We start from the raw sequence: 22,408 nt of genomic DNA on the forward strand, positions 1-22,408 counted from the left end.
ACGGCTGATCGTTACAAGCATCGGCCAGCTCTGCTGGTCGATGTTGTTTTCGCCCTCCAGAATTTCGCGTAAGTTGAGCCGTTTTGCGGTCGTCGACTCACGCCGCTGTACAGCACGAGGAACAAGGGATGTTCGCGCCGGCCAATGAAACTCACTTTGCCCTGACCATCGAAGGTCTTTCCGCTGACTTTCAGGTATTCACCCTGCAAGGCCGCGAAGCCATCAGCCAGCCTTTTGTGTTCGAGGTGGAGCTGGTCAGTGAGCAGCCGTCGCTGGACCTCGAAACCCTGCTGCACAAACCGGCCTTCCTGCAACTGTCGCCTGACGGCAGCGGCATCCACGGCCAGATCTACCGCGCCGCGCAAGGTGATTCGGGCAAACGCCTGACCCGTTACTCAGTGACCCTGCGCCCGCAATTGTCCTACCTGGCGCACCGCGTCAATCAGCGCATCTTCCAGAACCTCAACGTGCCGAAAATCATCGGCATGGTCCTCGAAGAGCACGGCATTCAAAGCAACGCCTACGAATTCAAGACCGGTTCGATCTATCCCGAGCGCATCTACTGCGTGCAATACGATGAATCGGACCTGCATTTCATCCAGCGCCTGTGCGAGGAAGAAGGTATTCATTACCACTTCGAGCACACGGCGACGGCGCACAAACTGGTATTCGGCGATGACCAGACGGTGTTCCCGAAACTCAAGCCTGTGGCCTATCAGCAAGACTCCGGCATGGTCGCCAGCGACCCGGTGATCAAGCGTTTCGACCTGCGCCTGGAAACCCGCACCAGCCGCACCACCCGCCGCGATTACGACTTCGAAAAACCGCGCCTCACCCTCGAAAGCGAAAACCGTGGCGACGCCCTGCCCGACCTTGAGGACTACGATTATCCGGGTCGTTTCATCGACCGCGAGCGCGGCAAACACCTGGCCAAACGCGCCCTCGAACGCCATCGCAGCGACTTCCAGCTCGCCGAAGGCAAGAGCGATCAGCCGTTGCTGGTCAGCGGCCACTTCCTCGCCCTGACCGCGCACCCGAAAGCCAAATGGAACGACCTCTGGTTACTGACCGAAGTCCTCCACGAAGGCAAGCAGCCGCAAGTTCTCGAAGAGTCGGTAACCAGCGACACCACTGCACTCAAAGACGATTTCCATCAGGGCTATCGCAACCGCTTCCAGGCCACGCCGTGGGACGTGCCGAACCGCCCGCCCCTGCGCCACCCGAAACCGCGCATCCTCGGCAGCCAGAGCGCCGTGGTCACTGGCCCGAAAGGTGAAGAGATCCACTGCGACGAATACGGCCGCGTCAAAGTCCAGTTCCACTGGGACCGCGAAGGCGAAGCCGACGACAAAACCAGCTGCTGGCTGCGCGTCTCCAGCGCCTGGGCCGGCGCCCAGTACGGCGGCATCGCCATCCCACGCATCGGCATGGAAGTGCTGGTCACCTTCCTTGAAGGCGACCCCGATCAACCGTTGATCAGCGGCTGCCTGTACCACAAGGAAAACACCGTCCCCTATCCACTGCCGGCGAACAAGACCCGCAGCACCTTCAAGACCCTCAGTTCCATGGGCGGTGGCGGCTACAACGAACTGCGCGTCGAAGACAAAAAAGGTCAGGAGCAGATATACCTGCACGCCCAGCGTGACTGGGACGAAAACGTCGAACACGACCAGAAAATCCGCGTCGGCAACGAACGCCACGACACGGTCGAGCAAAACAGCTACAGCGAATTCAAAGCCGAAGAACACCACACCGTCTACGCCGACCGCAAAGTCGAAACCCGCGCCAACGACCACCTCACCGTCGGCGTCAATCAGCACATCAAGATCGGCACCGGTCAGTTCATCGACGCCGGGCAAGAAATCCACCTCAGCAGCGGCATGAAAGTGGTGATGGAAGCCGGTGCGGAGCTGACCCTCATCGGCGGCGGCAGCTTCATCAAGATTGATGCTGGTGGCGTGACGATGAGTGGGCCGGTGATCAATATGAACTCCGGTGGTAGCCCGGGGAGCGGCACGGGGGCGGCGCCGTTGTTGCCGGGGCCGTTGAAGCAGGCGGATACCGATAAGGCTGGGCAGTTGCTGGTGCCGGCGCAGCGGCAAGCGTTGATGCAGAAGAAGCCGATTTGTGCGGTGTGCGAGAAAGCCAAATTGGAGGCACAGAATGCTTAAGTCGGAATTTCCATTGGAAAACGGCCTCCCCCAAGGCCTTCCATGGAATGGCACGGTAGGTTTACTGCTTGATGGTGTCAGCGTTGAGAAGCTTCCGCAGCACCTGTATCAGTGGACGGAAAACCCCGAGTTCGAGCCGCTTTATCTTGGGACTCGCTGGGCAGAGCTGGGCGATATCTCCCCATGCCTCGTGCAAATAAAAGCACAGAACAATCCGGTCCTGACCCGGTTCCTGAACGCATCGCGTCAGGAATGGGGGCACTTGGTGTTTAGCGATCAATCATGGGATCAACTGGTCGCACACTTTCGCTGGCTCACCAGCGTCATGCACCCACTCGGTGAGGAAGTGTTATTGCGAATCGCGGACCCGGCCGTAACCCACGCACTGCTCGCTCACGCAGAAACCATCAAGGATCCGACCCTATTCGGCCCGTGCAAACAAATCGTTACTGCCGATGCAGCACTGGATTGCTGGTACATAAACAATAGGCCGGGCAACGCTCCCGAGCCCGACCACAGCAAGCGCTATCGATTGAGCGAAGCACAACTCAGTCAACTGGATGAGGTGAACTTTCGCAATGTTGTGATGCGTCTCGATGCACACATGCAAGAGTATTTTCCAAGCTATCAGGCACAGTCGACCCCACAGCAACGCTGGGAACACCTGCATGCGTTGGCTTCCACCTCCTATGATCGCGGCTTCAACACCGAACTCGATATCACCCTCTACGCCAACATTCACGGGTTCCTTGGCGAGCAAGCACTGGAAGAACATCCAGACCTCGACGCCATACTCAAAACCCCGTCGGAACAAACGCCCGCGCAACGACTCGAAAGGGTCGCTGATATTGCCCAGGAACGGGCTGCAACCCTGAACAGGATCCAAGGATGACAACGCCAACATCGACCGGCAAAAGCCCGAACAACGTTGCAAAAAGCCGGGATGACGGCAAGTGTGCCATGGGCGGCTGCTCGTTGATGAAGGCAAAAATCCAGCTCATCCCACTACGTTACGGCCTCGTTGAACGACTCGACCCGTCAAGCGCGCTGACCATCCCGTACAAAACCACTTCCCGCCCACTAGGCATTCGATTGATGCGTGACGGCTGGCTCTACGTCATCGTTGACAAAAAACCTCAAGCCGTCATGCACGAATACCGAATCCAGAACGGCATCGTGACCCAACTGCTTTGGGAAAAGGGCGAAATCACCGCCAACAAACGCGAAAGCAACGTGGGCGAAGCCGTGTTGGTATTCCCGCGTTTGAGCAAACTCTACGTCAATTACTCCGAGGTGCAATGGACCGCCGCAAAATGCGCGCAGGTCATCAAGCACAAGTCTGAACGTGAGTATTTCATGCAGAAGGTCGATCTCACCAATGCAGACCCTGAGAAAGGCGCAGCTAATCTACTGACTCCAGGTCAGGCGGAAAAGTGGATTGCGGAGATTGCGGAGCAGCCGAGTAAAGAGCCGCCTGTTACGGGTGCCAAACCTGAGGAAAGTCAGGACTATCTCTGGGAGCAAGCGTCGCACTTCAAGAAAACTCAGTTAGGCACGCTCAAAAAGCAAGTCAAGGCAGAACATGAGCGTGACCATCTGTACTTGGTCTTACAGGATGACCTGGGCGTGTTACGCGATCTCGCTGAGCATCAGGACTTGGTCACTGGCTGGATCAGCGACTGGAGCGACGCTGAGGCCAATCAAAAGAAGTATGTGTTTGGTTGCTACATCGAATCGTTGTACACCGTAACAGGCGAAACCATTCTGAATGCCGCCCAAGGCGACCCTCGTTTTGCCAAACTCAAGGACGAAACAAGCGAAGAGCAGCGGCAATCGATCGTCGACTATGTCAACGTTAAAAATCAAACCCAGTATTCAGGCGCTGGTACGCATCGTGGGGCTATTGCAGCCTCAAAGTCGCGGATGCGTACGAATCTTGGACCTTTGTATTCCAAGTACGAAGACCTGATCGAGACCATCGAAGACAACGCGGATGAAGCGCTCAATGGCGCAAAAATGGGACAAGAAGGCATTAACGACCTGATTGACCGACCGGCTATGGAAGCCTTCCTTAAACAACAGCGAGCACAATTAAGCCGTTGGAACAAGCGTTTGGATCTGATAACTGAAGATCGAGCAAAATTAGTATGTGAAAAACGCTTCTATAAATCTGCTTGGTATTTTGACCCAAAACTAGTAACCCAACTTGAATCGGCTCTTGCTACTGAATACGCGTGCATGAAAGATATATGCCGCACCGACAAGGCTACCGAAGCGATTGCAGACCTAATAGAAAAAGAGCCGGGCTTTACAGTTCCAACCTTCTTTACTGCAAGTTTGACCGATCAGAAGGACCTGTTTGCAAAAATCGGCTCATTAATAAAATCGGCTCGGGATATACCCCTTTCAGCGAAGGACTTCCAAGGACTGCAAAAAATTAGTCGAGATTTTGTCACGCTCCTGACCCAGGATCTCGCGGCATCAATCAATCTAAGCAACGATGGTATAACTTTCGATCAAGCACGAAACACTGCTTATGAACCTGCCAAACAACTCCGCTTGGCGAATGCTCTAGAAGAAGCTATAGAAGGACTACGCAACGGCCGGGCAATAGACCCATCTAAAATTCTACGAAACATTCCCGGCTCAGCATGGATCGACGTACTAAGAACATTTGGCAAAAAAGGAATTACTCTTGAGTTTGCTTCTGCAAGCCAGCTTCATGCGTTCGAAGCTGACATGGCGAAACTCACCGAACTCCGCCAGCAGATGTCCTCGTTGAAAAACAGGATCAGAGAGACATTGGCTAACGAGCGAAAAGGTCGGGCCCCCAAGGGGAGCTATCGATCATTGGTTGCACAGCGTAAATCTGTTCAGCAATCCGTCGCCCCGTTAGAGAAAAGAATCGCGCCTGCGATGATTGCTGTTGGCGAAGGCCCGAGTAAAGCAAGTATAAAAATAAAAGGACTAACCAGCGCCCAAGAAGCTGAAGTCCACCGAATGGCCGAAGATCATCGCTTAAACACAGGCGATAAGGTAAGGGGACTAGGAAAAGACATCTTTCAATCTGCGGGAGGCGACATCTTCGCATCCGCTGTATTTGTCGTACAATTAATTAGCTTTGTCACTGTTTATTCAGAGTTAAGAAGAAAACCCAGCTGGGATAAAACCGATTACGTTGCATTTGGCAATGCGTTCTTCTCTGCAAGCGGAGGAGGCTTTGCGGCTGCACAGGGGATATCTGCCACCACTCTAAACGTAGTCAAAAACAACTATTCAAGTGCTGCCGGCAAAGTCCAGCTAGCCGCGCGCATTGGAAAGCTCACCGGGGGGCTGGGACTAGCTGCTTACGGGTTCGGTATGGCGGCGGCAGCCACAAGTCTGTACGGGGAAAAAGGCTCTGTCGCTCGTTGGACTGAAGCCTTGAGGTCGGGAGATAGTGCAAAGCTGGCTGGTGCCAGCATGACAATCGCGGGCGACTCTGGACAGTTCGTCGTTAACGGTTGGGCAGTTGCACGAACAGGGCAATATATGTTTGAGGCGGCTTCAAATGTTAGTCAAGCAAGAGCTGTCGCTTGGGTTACAGCTGGAGGCAAACTTCTGAGCGTTGCTGCGAGAGCCAACCTAATAGGGTTAGGCTTGACGGTGTTGCAGCTAGGTGGCGAGTGGATTTACAACCGAAACAATAAAACGAAGCTTGATAACTGGCTTCAGCAGGGCGCGTGGGGAAAGAAGAACCAAAATCGCGGATTCCAAGAAGATCGCATGCAATTGGCAGAGATCACTTCAACCCCTCAGGTCGGTCTAAGACAAATAAATAACAGGCCTACTGCAGTGATTAGCATTCCAAATATAACAATTCGAGAGCTGGATGATGTTGGATTTGGCCTTACCGCGTATTGGTCAAGCAATCTCCAGCGCAATGACTGGGAGCCTTGGACTGAACCTTTGCTATATCAACTCAATTTACTGAGTCCACCAGACGCGCCACTCCAATTGGGGTTAGAAATTTTTGCGCATGAGGCTAACGCTCAGCACGGTCTTGCCATAAAGTTGCGATACCATCCACTCCCCGGAGACCAAAAACTTCAAGAAATAATGTTTGAAACCAAGACACTTAACGTTGGAAGCGGGAAGGAATTTTCAACAACCGGGTTTCTCAGCGCACGAAATACAACTGCTCAAGCATTCATTGTGACCACCGACACGCTAACTGTGCTCGAATCATCAAAACAAGCCGGGCAAACCTAATGTCTTCAATAAATGAGCAATCCAGCGACGATCTAAATCTCGAAAAAATACGGCCCGTGGCTGGTGAGAAACGTAAGTTCGCGACAGGTGAGGCATTATTCTTCTCCCCGCTTCCGATACCAACGGGCAACGTCCCCATGGATTTGGGCGGAAGCTTTGTTGAGGTAAATGACACATTCCTCGACGTAGGCAGTAGTAATTTCGGCAAGGCTTTCCAAGCGAGGGCAATGATTGGGCTCGGGATGATGTTTATTTTTTCATGCCTGATTATTCTGCCTTTGCTTGCAGGATCTACTACCTGGGGATCCCCATTTTCCGAGTCCTTTTGGGACAGAACAACAGGCATGTTCGATTTCGGTGTGACCTTTAGTATCTGGGGTGGAGGAATAGCTGCGCTCTTGGGTATTTACGTTATCTTGAGCACTACCAGAGCGAAGTCGCGCACCCGTCCAATTAGATTCAACCGCCAACGCCGTGAAGTCTGTTTCTTTCCCGAAGGTTCTGACCTCCCCGTCATTCAACCATGGGAAGAGATAGTATCTTGGCTTTCAATCAGTACAGGTGTTACTGGAGTGGGCGTAACAAGCGCCTATACATTTGGTATGGCGTTCGACGATTCCAGAGCTGACGTAGTGCATTTTGTGAGACAAGGCGTGATGACTCCTGCCCATGCCTTGAGTAAGTGGGAAGCCATACGGATCTATATGGAAAAAGGTCCAGAGTTCTGCCCAGGCAAGGCACCCTACGAGGGTCGCCACACCTTTGATAAAAAACGACAAGACATGTACGAGGAATACCAGCACAACGAACGTTCCGCTTTAGGAGTTGGTTGGTGGTACCTGGCACATTTGATCACTTGGTGGCGTTTTCCGTATTGGGTAGCAGAATGGGACCATCGTTTCAGCATGAAATCTCTACCTGAATCCATTGCTGAGTGGTCTAAACCTCTTCCGCCTGAACAATGGGGCAAGCCAAGCCCGGCGCTTAAAGAGCAAAGCGCGAAAATCGAAAAAGCCTTTGCTCAAGGACAGGATTTTATGACGTACTTCAAGGCAAACCTAAACGAAAGCCAATCAGTTGGTAAAAAATCCAATGGATAAAAAAATCGTAACGTTTGTAGTTGCGTGAAAGTCTGCCGATTTACTCTAAAAAGAATTGGCACATAATGAGACCGATTTTTCTTAATTGAAAAATAACACACATCAGAAATTATTGCTTTTATAACTCGACGAAGCCTTTCTGAAACTACCGAAAAGATGAGCCCTTTGTGCCTAACAATAAATATGAGCGATTACCCCACGCGGGGGACTTCGAAAAAGATAATGGACTAGAAATAATATACTTGTCTCCGAAACCGATACCAACCGGGATGCCTGCGATCAGCTCTCGGCAACTACACCGCAATGCTAATAACACCTTCCTGGACTTTCCTACAGGGCAAGGGAACTTCGAGTTCATGGCGCGAATTGGTATTGGTTCGATAATATTGATTATCACCTCGCTTTTTTTGTTCTCAGCTTTCGCTTCTTGGATCAGAAGATACTCAGAACCGTTCCTGAGTGCTTGGGCCAGTTTTTTCTTCAACCCCGTGATATGGTTCATAATTCTATCAATTGCTGCACTCTATCTTTATTACTTTACAAAGTTAGCCAATGAACTTTCTTCAAACCCACCTCTACGTTTTAATCGCGAGCGCCGCGAAGTTGTATACGTAGCTAAAAAAGGAGAAAAGCCCAGATATACAGCTTGGGAAAGCGTTATAGCCTGCATATCTTCCGGCAAACTGATAACACAATATTCTGTAACCCCAGAGCACAAGCTAATGATCGGTCTGCGCGAAACGACCAGCGGCGAAGTCCTTTGGAGCGTAATACCATGTGGTAGCTTAAGTCTGGCGATATCAGAATGGGAGGCTATTAGAGCTTACATGGAGAATGGTATAGACAGCCTCCCAACCAATTATAGCGACGAACTTGAAGAAGGTACTGTCGAGTTTTTCAAATTATGCCGTGAGAGCTATCGCGAAGAACATTCCCTAGTACGTTACATCTGGGGTTTTATCACAATTCAGTTATTTAGTGGCTGGACTTTACCATGCTACATATCCGAATGGATTAACAATCGTCCTAAAGCGCTTTTCCCCAAGGAAGTATTAGAGTGGTCAAAGCCCCTGCCACTAGCAGATCATGCAAAGCCCAGCAAAGAGCTAGTTGCGGAAACCGAAGAAATCCGCAAGCACTTCGCAAGAGGGAAGACTCTTTTAGATTACTTCAGCGTAAAATTCTCTGATGAGGATACAAAATCCGAGACAAGTGAATAATTACTACCTCGGACTTTGCGTCGCTAGTATATATGGCGCATTCCGAGTTCCCGTAAGATGCCATATACAACGGCGAAATAGAGCAACCACGAAGGATGCCACACTCTACCGGATCAATTGAATGCCTGATAAAAAATCCTACCGTTTGCCTCAAGCCGGTGACACTGAAAACAAATTCGGAACCGAATTTATTTATCTTTCGCCGATGCCAGTTCCAACAGGGGTGCAAGCCTTCAGCGCTCGCAACTTACATTAAGAGGCAAACGAAACCTATCTGGATTTTTCCGTAGGACGCGGAAACTTTGAGTTCATGGCGAGAGTGGGTATTGGCGTCGTCATGTTTTTTATTATTTTTCTATTTCTTGCAACCGGATATTTGTCCTGGCTACGACGAAATTTTGAACCGTTCTTATCAAGTTGGTGGGAGTTTTTCTCCGGCCCGGTTGTGTGGGCCATTGTAATACCATTAGCCTTGCTCTATACCGTGATCTTTTATCTTTCCACACGCCAGATCACACAACATCCACCCTTACGTTTTAACCGTCAACGTCGCGAGATCGTTTTCATTCCAAAAAAAGGAAGTCGCCCTCATTATGTAGCTTGGGAAAGTACTATTGCTTGCGTAACTGCTGGCCAACTAGTAACGCAATATGCAACGATACCTGAATTCAAATTAATGATCGGCTTGCGTGAAGCAGAAACCGGAAACATTCTTTGGTCATCGGTGGCTTGTGAGAGTTTAAGTTTAGCCATTTCCGAATGGGAGGCTATACGGGCCTATATGGAAGAAGGACCCTCAGCCTTGCCTGCACCACAAACAGACGAACTTGAAGAAGGAAGTGTGGCGTTTTTCCATTTATGTCGACGAACTTACCGAGCAGAACACTCCGTAATCCGTTACGCCTGGGGCTTCCTGACGATACAGTTTTTTAGCGGCTGGACTTTGCCCTGCTATATTTCCGGTTGGGTAAATAACCGCCCAAAGGCAAAATTCCCTAAAGAAGTACTGCAGTGGTCGAAGCCAATATCCACTGATCAGCATGCAAATCCGAGCGAGGAACTTTTAAATAAAAGTGCCGAGATTCGCTCGACCTTTTCAAAGGGGAAAACTTTTCTCGACCATTTCAAACTCAAGCGATCTGATCAAGCACAGTAAATAGACAATCGGGGGATAAACCACGTTTTCTTTCTTCTAGAAGTGGTCTCCCCCCGAATAGCCTGCCCCCCTTACTCGGTAAACAGCTAACCCACATAAAAATCCGCGAAAATCTGAAGAGCAACAGTACGTCATCAAAGCTGAAACCCCGCATTCACAATGCATCTATTCAACCAGTTCGCCCGCCACTTCATACTTCACCACGACCCGATTCCGATAAAGCCTCTCCCTTTCCACCAACGACCCCACCTGCCCCTTTTCCCTGACCTCCCGCCAAATCTCATTCTCCCGATACACCCGCGCCCCCTCCCGCACAAACCGATGCGCCTCCTGGAACACGTGATAGCGATATTCCCTCACCCGATCACACAGCAACTCCCCTTCGAGTTGTGTCTCGCCGACGTTCAATTTCAACTGAAAGCTCCGATCCGTCGGGTTGTGCAGCACCAGGTCAACGTAGTTATAGAAAATCGCCGCCCCGGATCCAAACGGCAGCACCCGCCCCTCATCCGGAAACGGGTCGAAGCTGTGGTTGGAGCGTTCGACCACCACCAGCGGTGAATGAATGGCCATCCAGTGAATCAGGTTGCTCAGTTGGCAAATTCCACCGCCGACCCCGCGTCGTGCCTCGCCGAAGGACAGTTCCATGCCTTCAACGTAGCCTCGCTTCAACGTCGGGCGGCCGACGAGGCGGCAGAAGGAGAAGTGTTCGCCGGGGGCGATGATGACGCCGTCGATGGCGGCGACGGCGAGTTTGAGGTTGATGACTTTGTTGTGTTGCAGGGCGAGGTCGGAGTCGCCGAGTTTGCGGATGAGTTTTGAGGTGTGTTTGAGGTAGCGATATGGCAGACGCTCGGCCGTGGCGACGGGGCGTGCGTAGCGTTTGCTGGAACAGCGCCAGGCAATCTGGCGGAACAGTCTTTTTTGCCACACGCGCAGCCAGTAGAGGGCTGGGTGGTAGAGGGAGAGTGGTTTCATCCGTGACACAACGGCGCGCGCCGTTTCTTCCTTGAGCCGTGAGGGGGGCGCACATTTTATCCGGTAATGACCGGCAGCACCCCATGCATTTCATTAGACCAGCAGCCTCTCTTCGGCATACATCTACCGTCACATCCGCAAATTAAGGTTCGACTAAGGTTGCCTCGCTACGATCGCGGCAACGAAACCCTGTTGTCCTTGAATCGCAGATGAGTCCTTCCGACATGAAAGCGTTTGATTTACCAGCCCAGCCAGCGTCGAATTTCAGCCTTGTCTTGGTAAATTACAAAACCCCGGACATCACCCGAATGTGCCTCGAGCTTTTGCGTGAGCATGTCCAGGAACAACGCATTCCGGTGTGGGTGGTGGACAACGATTCGGCGGATGCCAGTCTCGATTACTTGCGTTCGCTCGATTGGATCAACTTGATTGAACGGCCTTCCCCGGGCAAGGAAATCGGCCATATTGCGCATGGCAAGGCGCTGGATCTGGCGCTGGAAAAAGTCGACACCGATTATTTGTTTCTGTTGCACACCGACACCTTTGTCTACGACAAGGAAGTGTTTGCGATGATGATGCGTGAATGCACGAAAAAACCGGATATGGCCGCAGTCGGTTGTGTAGAACAACTCAATCGCGGGGTTGTTCGTGACACTTGGCGGTTAACTTCGCGTTTCTGCAAGCACTATGCTCGTAAAGCGAAAGTGCGTCTGGGTCTGCGTTCGAAAATGCCAAGACCCTACAAGGAAACTCATCTGAAAAGTTTCTGCACATTGTGGAATGTCCGTCTGATGAAGTCCCTGGGCCTGCACTTCTGCATGGATGAGCAGGTGCCCGGTTATGCGCTGCAAGATCAAATGAGCAGCCTGGGCTATGGCATCAAGTTCCTGTCACCGCGCAAGATTTTCAGCTATCTGGATCACATTCAGTCAGGAACCGTCGCGGCGGCGGGCACCTACGGGGTAAATCACCGCAGGACAAAAATGTATCAGGCCACGCTGAAGCGCTTTCAAGGGGCAGCTAGACACAACTGAAGCGCACACCTCGGTCTAATTCACAGCAAACAAAAAGGGCGACTATAAAGTCGCCCTTTTTGTTTGCAGAAATTGTATACATTCACTCCGAAGAGGTGTTCGCCCAGTGTAATGGCCTGGCAATCCATGCACCGGTAAAGAGCCCTGACACTGGGCGAACGGGTAGGATTTTAATAGAAGTTGGCGCTTATGTCCTCATTCTTGAATATGAAATTTATGTACGGAAACGTTAATAGATATTTATCGGCGATTCCTTTCATGAAACTTTCAATGAGGTCAAACCACACTAATAGTATGACTACTCTCATACAAAAACTGTACAAGAGCAGTCATCTTGTAGAGTTAAAGCTCAACTTTCGTGTTGACTGGTCACTTTTAAGATATCGGTGTAAGTGACAATAACGCTCTGCCCTTCTTTCAGATCTTTCAGCTTGGCTTGAATTTCAGGCTGTTTCACGTCGAGGACTTTCGATTGACCTTGCGGGTTTTGCAGGGTCACCTGATATGTTTTCAAATCAATTTTGGTGATTTTCAACTGTACCTGAACCTGACGATACGCCTCGCCACCGGGGTTATCGCTGCCCGGAGCCTTACGCAACTCACCAGTACGTTCGGTGGTACCAGGCAGACCTTTATCCACATCGGTGTCGAGGTAAGCGGCGACAGAACGCTGCACCTGGATGGTGACCTGATCGCCGGCCTTGAGATTGTCGAGGTTTTTCGCCTTGTCGCTGAGCTGAACGTGAACCGGCTTACCTTCGGCACCTTCCAGCACAACTTGATGGTTGGCGGCATCGACGGAGATCACTTTGGTGGTGACCTTATCCGCCTCGATGGAAGCGGACAGCGGAATATCGGCAGCGAAGGCGCCGAAGCTGGTGGCGGACAGTACGGTTGCGAGGGTGATGGCCTTGGCCAGTGCGTCGAGCTTCATAATCAATACTTTCCCTGTGATGAATGGCAGCGCTCGCCGCCGAATCGACTTCGGCGACGAGCGTGCCACTGAGCATAGACGCAGTTCAGGGCTTGGCTTTGGTTTGTGACGGCGAGCTTTGTTGCTTGGCGGTGTCCTGCGCGGTGGATTCACCACTGGGCGTGCCTTTGCCATTGTTTTCACGCTGTTTCGGGTCGGTGGGCCGCAGGGCGTCGTTGTCACGTTCGGTCTCGCCCGGTGGACGGGGTTCGTCGGGGTGTTCGCCTTGGGTGATGGGTTTCATCGGGTTGTCCTCAGGCTTTGGGGTCGTCGAGTTCACGGGCGACGTTGATCGCGGGTGAATCCTTGTGCAGGTCGTCGGCTTTGGCGCGCAGGATCTGCCATTGCTCAAGGTCGATGGCGCCTTGGCCGAGCAGGTCGTCGGCGATGCGTTGCAGGTCGAAGTAATGTGCGTCGGGGGATTGCTGCCAGTAGGTTTCGTCGTCGAACAGGCGTTGCCAAGTGGTCATGTCTGGAGGTTGCAGGTCGTCGCTCATGGGAGAGTCCTCGACGGCGTTTCGCAAAGGTGTGAGAGATATTCGGTAGAGGGGTTGAGAAGTAGCGGAGTTCCAGCCAATTTCTCTGTGGTGTCTGGGCGGGCGCTTTCGCGAGCAGGCTCGCTTCCACATTTTGATTTCGGTCAGATCCGGATTCTGCGCCCGTTACAACTCGCAGTTTTTACGAGGCGCTGTCAGTACCCGGTCATTTCCAGATAGCCCTGGCCGGGATGGCTGCCGCTGATGTGCACCGGGCCTTCCCAATAGGGGATGCGCAGGTTCATCCAGGCATTGGGGTTGAGCGCGTCGAGGCTGATGTCGAGGTGTTTGTCGGGGATGCTGATCGACCATTTCACCGGCATCGCCCGGCCGGCGACCTTGGCCGTGGTTTGCGGGGTGAGCCGGATCTGCGAGCTACTGAGGGTTTGCGTCTGACCATCAGCAGCAACCCAGGTACCGGTGAGATACGGCGCTCCATCCTTCTGGCGCATGCGATACAGCATCACGTGTTCGCCACTGTCCAGGTGCAGGGAAAACCAGTCCCAACCGGTTTGATTGGCAGTCAGCGGCTGGCTGCTCCATTCGCGATCGAGCCATGCCGGGCCGCTGACGGTGTAGCTCTGACCGTAGATCTGCAAGGTGCCGCTGGCCTGGAAAAACGGCTGACTGTAGTAGTAAGACGCCTGACCTTCTTCGGATTTCTGGCTGAAGCCCTTGTCGCCCTGCAGCACCAGCGGACGGCTGGACGTGAGGTGCAGTTGATAGGCGAAATCCTTGTCGCGAGCACTGAGTTGCAGGTCGCTCAGGGGATCCTGCGCCTGACTGGCGAACCGCCAATCATCGATCCACGCCTCGAACGGCGCCAGTTGCACACCCGCCTGCCCCACCCCGCCTCGCGCATAACGTTCGGCAGCGTGATGTACCGTGCTCGACGTCACCGCCGCATGCCCCAGCCAGATCGTTTGATTGCCCCACCCTGCCGTCTCCGCCACAGGTTTCAAAGCGCTGCGAAACAAGGTCCACTGCACGCCGAATTCATTGCCCTGCTGATCCTTGAGATTGGCGGTGACGTACCACCACTCAATGCGAAAGCCGTCATGCGCCCCGTGATCTGCCGGAAAACTGAACACCCGCCCCGGCACCACCGGCGTAAACGCCAACGCCTGATTGCCCATCCCGGCGAAGCCCTTCTGCTCCGGCGCCGATTGATCGCAACCGCCGAGCAGCAGCAAAACCAGGAGCACAAAGCGGTTAATCCTCATGGGCAAACGTCCTCAACAGGTCCGCCGGTTGCGTGCGGTACAACGAGTACAGCGGCCATGCCGACGCCAGCAATGTCGCCAGTAACGCCAGTCCCATCAGTTGCAGCAATTGCCATGGGAATATCCGCAACGGCAACCGCCAACCAAACGCCTGAACGTTGATCACCGCATCCAGGCACCACGCCAGCGCGATCCCCAGCGGCAACGCTAACACCAGCGTCAGCACCGCCAACAGCCAGGTCTGACCAAGATTGAGCAGCATCAATTGCCGCCGCGTTACGCCCAACGCCCACAGCGGTGCGAGTTGTCCGAGGCGACTCTGGCTTTGCGTCAGCAGGCTGATGAACAGCGCCACACCCGCCACCGCCAGGGTCAAACTGTTCAACGCCGCCGTCGCCGCAAAGGTCCGTTCGAAGACTTGCACCGACCAGCCCTTGAGCCGCGCCTGATCAACGATGCGACTGTCATCGAGTTGAAAACGCGTCTGCAATGCAGCTAAAAATCCCGGGATGTTCTGCGGTTCGATGCGCAGATTGAAACGGTTCGGCGTCAGTTGCGGCCAGCCGCGCAACAGGTGGTTGATGTTGACCAGCAAGTGGCCCTTGGGATTGCCGTAGTCGGCGTAGATGCCAACGATGCGCGGCGACCATGGGCCATTGGGTGTCGGAATCGCCACGTGTTCACCCACGTGCAATTTCAGGCGCCGGGCGATTTGCTCACTGAGCATCACCGCATCATCGGTGGCCAGATGCGCCCACGGGTCGTCGCCAACGGCATCGAGCAGCGGCCAGTGCTGGCGATAATGCGCGTGATCGATGATGCCGAACACTTCCGCCGGCCAGCCCTGCAACGTCACCGCGACCTGCCAGTTGGGCAGAATCGCCGCGATGTTCGGCTGCTGCTTTAGCCAGCTGTACATTTCCCGCGACTGTGCCGGATTGCTCGGGTTGATATACAGCTCGGCGCTCAGGCGTTGTTCGAGCCAGTCATCGAAGGTCTGGCGAAAACCGGCGGTCATGCTGCCGGCACCGATGTTGGCGGCGAGCGCCAAAAGCAACGCCATCAGCGCCAGGCTCAGTGCCGGCAATTGCTGACGACAATCGGCGAGAAACCACTGCCCCAGCACCGAGCGACTGCGCCCGAGCAACTGATTCAACAACGCGCTGAGCAACACCGGCAAAGCCAACGCGGCGCCGATCAGCAACCCAGCCATCAGGACAAAACCGCTGGCCAGACTGTCACCCCAGATCAACGCCACCAAGGCCAGCAAACCGAGCACTGCCGCCAGCCAGCCTTGTCGGCGCAGCCAACGCGCATATTGCTGATGCCAGGCTTGCGGATCCGCCACGGCCAACAACGGCAAACGGGCGGCGCGCAGCAGACTGTTGGACCCGGCGAGCAACGCGCCGAGCAGGCTCAAGCCGATGCCGCTGAACCACCACCACGGACTGAGGCGCAACTGCCCCGCCACTTCCGCGCCATACAAACCGCGCAAGCTGGCGGCGACGTCCGGCAGCAAGACACTCGCCAACCAATAGCCGCTGATCACACCGAACAATCCGCCGATCAGCGCCAGCACACCCAGTTCGACGATCAGGCACACGATCAACATCCGCGCGCTGACCCCGCAGGCGCGCAACGTACGCAGCAGACCGCGTCGTTGCTCAAGAGCCAGGCCAATCGCGGCGTGGACAATGAACAAGCCCACCACGAATGACAAAAAACCTAACGCATCGAGATTCAGGTGAAAGCTCTCGGTCAGTCGCGTCAGATTGTTTTCCTCGCCGCTGCTTTTGAGCTGCAACTGACCTTTGAACACGGCGGGCAACTCGCCGTGGAAATCCTTGGGCAGCAATAGCCGCGACAATTGCCCGGGTTGTTCCAGCAGCGTTTGCGCGACGCCGATGTCCACCAGCAACAGGCCGGGCGCCATGTCCTTTTGCGCGAGCAACGGTGGCAAGCGCAGCCCATTAGCCGTTTGTGGTGTGTCGCCTTCACGCAGATCAAGCGCCTGCAAGGTTTCCGGAGAAATCCAGGTAGTGCCGGGGGGCATGAAGAACTCGACGACACGCTCAATCGGCAGCGCCTGCCCGGCCACTGCGGAATCGGCCGGCAATGACACCGGCTCGATGCCCATCAATTGCAGGCGCTGATCTTCATGGCCCTTGAGCAGCAACCGCCCCTGCAGCAGCGGAGACACCGGCCAGCCCTGTCGGCGCAGGTCAACGAACCATTGCTGCGCGAACGTCGCGCCGTTCGGCGTACTGAGACTGGCCTGGGGTTCGCCGCCGATCAACTGGCTGGCCCGTGCGTAGCTGTCGCGCGCCTGACTGTTCAGCGCTTCGACGCCGGTGAGCAAACTGGTTGCCAGCCACAACCCGGTCAGCACACTGAAAAACTGCACCGGATGGCGCCGCCAGTGGCTGAGCAGCGCGCGCAGGGTCTGTCGGAAAACGCTCACGTCAGCCGCCCGTTGGACAACACCACCCGCTGGGCTAAACGGGCAGCGACCCGTTGGCTGTGGGTGACCATCAACAACGTGGTCGACGTGTCATCGAGCAATTCCAGCAACAGCCGCAGCACTTCGTCACTGGTCGCTTCATCGAGGCTGCCGGTGGGTTCATCGGCCAGCAGCAATTTCGGCTGCGAGGCCAATGCCCGGCCCAATGCGACCCGCTGCTGCTGACCACCGGAAAGTTGCTCGGGATAGCGCTTGAGCAAATCGCCGAGGCCCAGACGCTGCACCAGGTGCGCCTGCCAACGCGGTTCATGCCGCCCGGCCAGACGCGCCTGAAACGCCAGGTTGTCCTCCACGCGCAAACTGCCGATCAGGTTGAACTGCTGGAACACCAGACCGATTTCCGTCCGCCGCCAGTTCGCCAGTTGCGCTTCGTTCATGTTTTCCAGCCGATGCTCGCCGCTGCGAATGCTGCCGCTGTCGACTTTGTCGAGACCGGCCACCAGGTGCAGCAAGGTGCTTTTGCCACTGCCGGATTCGCCCATCAGTGCCAGGCTGCTACCGGATTCCAGCGTCAGGTCGACGCCTTGCAGCACCGGCAATGGGCCTTGCGGGGTGAGATAGCTTTTGAAGACGTTTTCAACACGAAGCATGCCGCCACCTGATCGGTCAGTGTGGAGCAAGGATAGCGGATGGCGCTGACAGACCTGAATCTTGCGTTGAAGCAAACCGCCCCTTCGCGAGCAGGCTCGCTCCCACAGGTTGATCGCATTTCAAATGTGGGAGCGAGCCTGCATGCGAAAGCGCCAACCCGGCCAACCCAAAACTCACTGCCCCGCCGCCACACTCGTCGGCGCCTGCGACGGCGTGACAATGCTGCCCAGATCAATGTGCTTCCACTCAGGCTTGGCACCCAACCGTGCATTGAAGCGGTAGTTGAAGGTGAACTCATCCGCCGTCGCGACACTCAGTGGCTTGCCATAAACAGCCTCGATCCCCGCCAGGTCGTAGCCCATCAACTGCAGCAACGTCGGAAAGATGTTGTAGTGGCTGGAGCGATCCTTGTTCGCCGCCAGTTGCGCCGACCAGTCCAGTGTCTTCAGATCGCTGCCCTGAATCACCACCAGCGGCACCAGCCCTTCCTCCTCCACCGGATCGCCACCGCAATGGGTGTTCAGGCCCGGATTACCGCGTTCATGCAAATCCTGGCCATGATCAGAGGTATAGATCAGTAACGCATTGTTCAGATTGGCCTGGGCAAACACCCGCGCGAAAAACTCGCCGACGTTCCACAACAGCGTGTTCTTGTAGGCGTTGCGGTACAGCAGCCAGTCATCTGGCTGGCCATTGAAACCGGTGCGTTCGCCGGTATCGGCCACCTCGGTGAACTGCCCGCGCGGTAAGGTCGGGCGGTAGGCCATGAACGCATCGGGATACTTGTCGTGCACCGGAAAGTGCGCGCCGACCTTGTTGATCACCACCAGCTCCGGCTTGTCGTCGTTGAGCAGTTCGATGAGCTTCGCTGCCGCCGCCATGTCGCGATCGCGCACGCTGGTCTGGTCGAATTGCACGAACTGGTCGATGTCCTTCTTCTCGGTATCAGTCATCAGGTTCTGCAGATTGCCGGCGGTGCGCTGGGCGTCGATGTACACGGTGCGCAGCCCAGCCTTCTTGGCGTACTGCCAGATCGACGGCAACGTGGTGTTGATGCGCATGTAGTCGGCGCGGGTGCCGCCGTAACGCAGGGTCACGTTGGTGTCGGCGCTGCAATTGGCGATGGACGCGGCGTAGCCATAATTGAAGATGTCGACACCGGGATGCGCCTGCTTGAGGTTGCTGTGCACCCCGAACGGCGCGTTGATGTCCAGATAATTGCCGGAGATGCTTTCATCGATGATCAGCACGATATCGTGACCGACGGCTGGCGAGGTGCGCGTCAGTGTCACTGGTTCGCGCGGGCCGACGGTGCTGTGCAGGGCTTCATAGGCAAACAGGTTCAGGTAGGCCAGCGGCGTGTACATGATCGGCAAACCCCGCGCGCCCTCGCCCGCACGCAAGAACAGCACCGCACTGAGCAGCAACACGCCGCACAGCGGCGCCGCCACACGTAACGCGTTGGGAATCGCCAGGCCGTGGCGAGGCTTCAGACCGATGCCGAACAGCAACAACAAACCGCTGAGGGCGCCGTGCAGGATCGCGTCTCGATACTGGTACGCCGCTTCCTGGATGAAGCCGCCGGAATACACCAGCGAGACGAAGCTGCTGTAGCTCAGGTAATCCGCCGTGACCCGGGTGTAGACATCGAAAAACACTGCGGAGGCGAACATCACCAATGCGAATGCATGCCGGATGAGACTCTGCCGTATATAGGCCGTTAGATATAACGCTAAAGTTAGCGCCAAAAACATCGCGCCAAAAAGAAGTACAGCAAAACCGAGGCCGATAGCATTTAACCGCTCTATGTAATATTCGACATAAAGCAGAAAATAAATAATTAAAAGCAATTCTTTCGCATATCTGAACATGGCGATACCGGTCTTGCAAAACGGCGGAGAGTCAAAAGCTTGTCAATCAGAATCTGACACTAGCACCCGGCCATCAAAGCGCAAGAATTGACTGCCTTTTGTAAAAAGCGTCAAAAAACCGATGACTCAAATCTGACACACATCAAACCCCAGAAGCCTTTAAATTAAAGGCTTACGACCGTTTATCGCTTATTTTGAATCTGAACAAATCTGCAAAAAACCAACAAACTCAATCGCAGCAATGACTTGATGGCCAATCGCCAAAAAATGCTCAAGTGTTATACAGATGCAACATGTCATTTTGCTGACACGCTTTGCAAACCCTGCGCTATACCCCATTTACAGTCTTCTTCCGAACTTCTTCTTTTCGCTCTATCGAGGGTGCGCAGATGGACGTGAGCGTATTTGGCACGGGCTATGTTGGATTAATACAAGCCGCCGCACTTGCAGATGTCGGTCATCGCGTTTTATGCGTGGATATTGACCCAAACAAGATTAAACAACTGCAACAAGCGGTGCCGCCAATTAGCGAGCCAGGTTTGTCCAGCACTCTTGAAGAGAACATCAAGGCCGGCCGTCTGCTGTTCAGCACCCAGGCCAGCGATGCGGTCGAGCATGCCGAGCTGATCTTCATCGCCGTCGGCACCCCGGCCGATGAGGACGGTTCTGCCGACCTCAGCCACGTGCTCAACGTCGCCCGGCAAATAGCTTCGCACATGGAGGCCGATCGCACGTTGATCATCAAATCCACGGTACCGGTCGGCACGGCCGATCAGGTGCTGGCCACCGCCAACAGCGAATTGCATCGCCGCGACAAGGCAGGTCTGACCGTACGGGTGGTCTCCAACCCTGAATTTCTCAAGGAAGGCAGCGCCCTCGCCGACTGCATGCGCCCGGACCGGATCATCGTCGGCACCCGTGACGACGCAGCTCGCGAGCAGATGAGCGAGCTGTACGCGCCGTTCTGCCGCAACCACGAAAAACTGATGTTCATGGACAACCGCAGCGCCGAGCTGACCAAGTACGCCGCCAACGCCATGCTCGCCACGCGCATCAGTTTCATGAACGAACTGGCCAACCTCACCGAACTGCTCGGTGCCGACATCGAAGCGGTGCGCAAAGGCATCGGTTCTGACCCGCGCATCGGTTACCACTTCATCTATCCGGGCTGCGGCTTCGGTGGCTCATGCTTTCCCAAAGACCTGCGCGCCCTGCTGCACACCGCTGAACACAACGGCATGCCGTTGAAACTGCTGCGCAGCGTCACCGACGTCAACGACCTGCAGCGGCACATACTCTTCAGCAAACTGAAAGCGCAATTCCCGCAAGGCCTTGCCGGTAAGTCCATCGCGATCTGGGGCTTGGCGTTCAAACCCAACACCGATGACATGCGCGAAGCCCCGAGCCGCTATCTGATGGATGCGCTGTGGGCCGAGGGTGCCAGCGTGCAGGCCTACGACCCGGAAGCGATGTCCGAATGCCGGCGCCTCTACGGCTACCGCAACGACCTGCACCTGTGCGCCACCCGCGACGACACCCTGGAAGACGCCGACGCACTGGTGATCTGCACCGAGTGGAAAAACTTCCGCGTGGTCGATTTCGAGTTGCTCGCCGAAAAGCTCCGTTCGAAGGTGATCATCGACGGCCGCAACCTGTACAACCCGGAACAAGTGGCTGCCGCCGGTTTGCATTACAGCGGCATCGGCCTGCGCCACATTGCCCCCGAAGGGCTACGGCCATGAAGGTGCTGGTCACCGGTGCGGCCGGTTTCATTGGTGCCCATTGCGTGTTGCGGCTGCTGCGCGACGGGCATTCAGTGGTCGGTCTGGACAATTTCAACGCCTACTATGACCCGCAACTCAAGCACGACCGCGTGCAGTGGGTGCGTGAGCAGGCCGGCGATTTCCAGCTCGTCACGGTTGACCTGGCCGACGCCTCGGCCATTGACGCGCTGTTTGTCCGCGAACGGCCGCAAGTGGTGATTCACCTCGCCGCGCAAGCCGGGGTGCGTTACTCGCTGGACAATCCCAAGGCGTATCTGGACAGCAACCTCAACGGTTTCCTGAATATTCTCGAGAGCTGCCGGCATCACCCGGTCGAACACCTGATCTACGCGTCATCGAGCTCGGTGTACGGCGCCAATCAGCACACGCCCTACTCTGTGAAAGACGGCGTCAATCACCCGCTGTCGCTGTACGCCGCGACCAAGAAAGCCAACGAGCTGATGGCGCACAGTTACAGCCATCTGTTTGGCATTCCCTGCACCGGCCTGCGCTTTTTCACCGTGTACGGGCCTTGGGGCCGGCCGGACATGTCGCCGATCCAGTTTGCCCGGGCGATCAGCGAAGGCGAGCCACTGAAGCTGTTCAACTATGGCGAGCACCAGCGCGATTTCACCTACATCGACGACATCATCGAAAGCATCGCCCGCCTCACCGAATGCCCTCCGCACGCCGACCCGCACTGGGATCGCGAGCTGCCCGACCCGGCCAGCAGCATGGCGCCGTGGCGGCTGTTCAACATCGGCGGGCAGCACCCGGTCGAGCTGAAAACCTATTTGGCGCTGCTGGAAAAACATCTCGGCCAGAAAGCCATTGTCGAGCTGCTGCCGCTGCAACCGGGCGACGTGCTCAACACTTGCGCCGAGGCCAGCGACCTGGCCCAGGCCACCGGGTTTCAGCCCCGGATCGAGCTGGATGAGGGACTTGGGCGATTCATCGCCTGGTTCCGCGACTACTACCCCACTGCCTATCGCCCACGCGCCGCTCGCGGCTGAATTAATG

18 protein-coding genes are annotated in these 22,408 nt (G+C 55.2%); 10 read left to right on the top strand and 8 right to left on the bottom strand.

What is annotated here, in order from left to right:
* Positions 1 to 128 precede the first annotated feature (128 nt).
* The 7 genes from tssI (at position 129) to BMY54_RS31050 (ending at position 9,898) form a co-directional block, all read left to right on the top strand.
* Positions 129 to 2,171, top strand: a complete 2,043-nt coding sequence (gene tssI / locus BMY54_RS24475; RefSeq protein WP_093439079.1) for a type VI secretion system Vgr family protein — start codon at positions 129 to 131, stop codon at positions 2,169 to 2,171.
* Positions 2,164 to 3,063: a DUF4123 domain-containing protein gene (locus BMY54_RS24480; protein ID WP_093439084.1), complete on the top strand. Its 900-nt coding sequence runs from the start codon at positions 2,164 to 2,166 to the stop codon at positions 3,061 to 3,063. Before tssI ends, BMY54_RS24480 begins: the two co-directional genes overlap by 8 nt.
* Positions 3,060 to 6,422 carry a toxin VasX gene (locus BMY54_RS24485; protein WP_093439088.1) on the top strand — a complete coding sequence of 1,121 codons (3,363 nt, stop codon included), beginning with the start codon at positions 3,060 to 3,062 and terminating at the stop codon, positions 6,420 to 6,422. The genes BMY54_RS24480 and BMY54_RS24485 overlap by 4 nt, the downstream gene beginning before the upstream one ends.
* The gene (locus tag BMY54_RS24490) at positions 6,422 to 7,522 is read left to right on the top strand and encodes a DUF6708 domain-containing protein (protein ID WP_093439091.1); all 1,101 of its coding nucleotides are present in this window, start codon (positions 6,422 to 6,424) and stop codon (positions 7,520 to 7,522) included. Before BMY54_RS24485 ends, BMY54_RS24490 begins: the two co-directional genes overlap by 1 nt.
* Positions 7,523 to 7,689: 167 nt before the next feature.
* Positions 7,690 to 8,742 carry a DUF6708 domain-containing protein gene (locus tag BMY54_RS24495; protein ID WP_256573948.1) on the top strand — a complete coding sequence of 351 codons (1,053 nt, stop codon included), beginning with the start codon at positions 7,690 to 7,692 and terminating at the stop codon, positions 8,740 to 8,742.
* A 121-nt stretch (positions 8,743 to 8,863) separates the two neighbouring features.
* Complete coding sequence (locus BMY54_RS31045; protein ID WP_256573949.1) at positions 8,864 to 8,998, top strand: hypothetical protein; 135 nt, start codon at positions 8,864 to 8,866, stop codon at positions 8,996 to 8,998.
* Between the two features lie 81 nt (positions 8,999 to 9,079).
* Positions 9,080 to 9,898: a DUF6708 domain-containing protein gene (locus tag BMY54_RS31050; RefSeq protein WP_256573950.1), complete on the top strand. Its 819-nt coding sequence runs from the start codon at positions 9,080 to 9,082 to the stop codon at positions 9,896 to 9,898.
* Positions 9,899 to 10,063: 165 nt separating this feature from the next.
* Here BMY54_RS31050 and BMY54_RS24505 read toward each other — a convergent pair whose 3' ends face one another.
* Entirely contained in the window at positions 10,064 to 10,876 is an 813-nt protein-coding gene (locus BMY54_RS24505) for a VanW family protein (RefSeq protein ID WP_093439097.1), read from the bottom strand.
* Positions 10,877 to 11,100: 224 nt separating this feature from the next.
* Between BMY54_RS24505 and BMY54_RS24510 the strand changes: the two genes are divergently transcribed.
* Positions 11,101 to 11,910, top strand: a complete 810-nt coding sequence (locus BMY54_RS24510) for a glycosyltransferase family 2 protein (protein ID WP_093439102.1) — start codon at positions 11,101 to 11,103, stop codon at positions 11,908 to 11,910.
* 349 nt (positions 11,911 to 12,259) lie between these two features.
* Here BMY54_RS24510 and BMY54_RS24515 read toward each other — a convergent pair whose 3' ends face one another.
* The 7 genes from BMY54_RS24515 to BMY54_RS24545 form a co-directional block, all read right to left on the bottom strand.
* Positions 12,260 to 12,844 carry a hypothetical protein gene (locus tag BMY54_RS24515; protein ID WP_093439107.1) on the bottom strand — a complete coding sequence of 195 codons (585 nt, stop codon included), beginning with the start codon at positions 12,842 to 12,844 and terminating at the stop codon, positions 12,260 to 12,262.
* Between the two features lie 85 nt (positions 12,845 to 12,929).
* Positions 12,930 to 13,127, bottom strand: a complete 198-nt coding sequence (locus BMY54_RS24520) for a hypothetical protein (RefSeq protein WP_093439111.1) — start codon at positions 13,125 to 13,127, stop codon at positions 12,930 to 12,932.
* A gap of 10 nt (positions 13,128 to 13,137) precedes the next feature.
* Positions 13,138 to 13,380, bottom strand: coding sequence for a hypothetical protein (locus BMY54_RS24525; RefSeq protein WP_093439116.1), 243 nt, complete (start codon positions 13,378 to 13,380; stop codon positions 13,138 to 13,140).
* A 194-nt stretch (positions 13,381 to 13,574) separates the two neighbouring features.
* Positions 13,575 to 14,642 (bottom strand): lipocalin-like domain-containing protein, encoded by a 1,068-nt coding sequence (locus BMY54_RS24530; protein ID WP_093439120.1) that lies wholly within the window; start codon positions 14,640 to 14,642, stop codon positions 13,575 to 13,577.
* Positions 14,632 to 17,103 carry an ABC transporter permease gene (locus tag BMY54_RS24535; RefSeq protein WP_093439125.1) on the bottom strand — a complete coding sequence of 824 codons (2,472 nt, stop codon included), beginning with the start codon at positions 17,101 to 17,103 and terminating at the stop codon, positions 14,632 to 14,634. Before BMY54_RS24535 ends, BMY54_RS24530 begins: the two co-directional genes overlap by 11 nt.
* Positions 17,100 to 17,753 carry an ABC transporter ATP-binding protein gene (locus BMY54_RS24540; protein ID WP_093439129.1) on the bottom strand — a complete coding sequence of 218 codons (654 nt, stop codon included), beginning with the start codon at positions 17,751 to 17,753 and terminating at the stop codon, positions 17,100 to 17,102. The genes BMY54_RS24535 and BMY54_RS24540 overlap by 4 nt, the downstream gene beginning before the upstream one ends.
* 174 nt (positions 17,754 to 17,927) lie before the next feature.
* Positions 17,928 to 19,625, bottom strand: coding sequence for a sulfatase-like hydrolase/transferase (locus tag BMY54_RS24545; RefSeq protein WP_093439134.1), 1,698 nt, complete (start codon positions 19,623 to 19,625; stop codon positions 17,928 to 17,930).
* Between the two features lie 389 nt (positions 19,626 to 20,014).
* Between BMY54_RS24545 and BMY54_RS24550 the strand changes: the two genes are divergently transcribed.
* Positions 20,015 to 21,367 (top strand): UDP-glucose dehydrogenase family protein, encoded by a 1,353-nt coding sequence (locus tag BMY54_RS24550; protein WP_093439138.1) that lies wholly within the window; start codon positions 20,015 to 20,017, stop codon positions 21,365 to 21,367.
* On the top strand, positions 21,364 to 22,401 hold the full coding sequence (locus BMY54_RS24555) for an NAD-dependent epimerase (RefSeq protein WP_093439143.1): 1,038 nt from the start codon (positions 21,364 to 21,366) through the stop codon (positions 22,399 to 22,401). The genes BMY54_RS24550 and BMY54_RS24555 overlap by 4 nt, the downstream gene beginning before the upstream one ends.
* Positions 22,402 to 22,408: the final 7 nt, after the last annotated feature.

It is taken from the genome of Pseudomonas sp. ok266, from assembly GCF_900110195.1.
GTDB classification, from domain to species: Bacteria; Pseudomonadota; Gammaproteobacteria; order Pseudomonadales; family Pseudomonadaceae; genus Aquipseudomonas; species Aquipseudomonas neuropathica.

Excerpts from the sequence above, each read along its gene's own strand:
- tssI (WP_093439079.1), top strand. The coding sequence starts at position 129 with ATGTTCGCGCCGGCCAATGAAACTCACTTTGCCCTGACCATCGAAGGT.
- BMY54_RS24480 (WP_093439084.1), top strand. The coding sequence starts at position 2,164 with ATGCTTAAGTCGGAATTTCCATTGGAAAACGGCCTCCCCCAAGGCCTT.
- BMY54_RS24485 (WP_093439088.1), top strand. The coding sequence starts at position 3,060 with ATGACAACGCCAACATCGACCGGCAAAAGCCCGAACAACGTTGCAAAA.
- BMY54_RS24490 (WP_093439091.1), top strand. The coding sequence starts at position 6,422 with ATGTCTTCAATAAATGAGCAATCCAGCGACGATCTAAATCTCGAAAAA.
- BMY54_RS31045 (WP_256573949.1), top strand. The coding sequence starts at position 8,864 with ATGCCTGATAAAAAATCCTACCGTTTGCCTCAAGCCGGTGACACTGAA.
- BMY54_RS31050 (WP_256573950.1), top strand. The coding sequence starts at position 9,080 with ATGTTTTTTATTATTTTTCTATTTCTTGCAACCGGATATTTGTCCTGG.
- BMY54_RS24505 (WP_093439097.1), bottom strand. The coding sequence starts at position 10,876 with ATGAAACCACTCTCCCTCTACCACCCAGCCCTCTACTGGCTGCGCGTG.
- BMY54_RS24510 (WP_093439102.1), top strand. The coding sequence starts at position 11,101 with ATGAAAGCGTTTGATTTACCAGCCCAGCCAGCGTCGAATTTCAGCCTT.
- BMY54_RS24515 (WP_093439107.1), bottom strand. The coding sequence starts at position 12,844 with ATGAAGCTCGACGCACTGGCCAAGGCCATCACCCTCGCAACCGTACTG.
- BMY54_RS24520 (WP_093439111.1), bottom strand. The coding sequence starts at position 13,127 with ATGAAACCCATCACCCAAGGCGAACACCCCGACGAACCCCGTCCACCG.
- BMY54_RS24525 (WP_093439116.1), bottom strand. The coding sequence starts at position 13,380 with ATGAGCGACGACCTGCAACCTCCAGACATGACCACTTGGCAACGCCTG.
- BMY54_RS24530 (WP_093439120.1), bottom strand. The coding sequence starts at position 14,642 with ATGAGGATTAACCGCTTTGTGCTCCTGGTTTTGCTGCTGCTCGGCGGT.
- BMY54_RS24540 (WP_093439129.1), bottom strand. The coding sequence starts at position 17,753 with ATGCTTCGTGTTGAAAACGTCTTCAAAAGCTATCTCACCCCGCAAGGC.
- BMY54_RS24545 (WP_093439134.1), bottom strand. The coding sequence starts at position 19,625 with ATGTTCAGATATGCGAAAGAATTGCTTTTAATTATTTATTTTCTGCTT.
- BMY54_RS24550 (WP_093439138.1), top strand. The coding sequence starts at position 20,015 with ATGGACGTGAGCGTATTTGGCACGGGCTATGTTGGATTAATACAAGCC.
- BMY54_RS24555 (WP_093439143.1), top strand. The coding sequence starts at position 21,364 with ATGAAGGTGCTGGTCACCGGTGCGGCCGGTTTCATTGGTGCCCATTGC.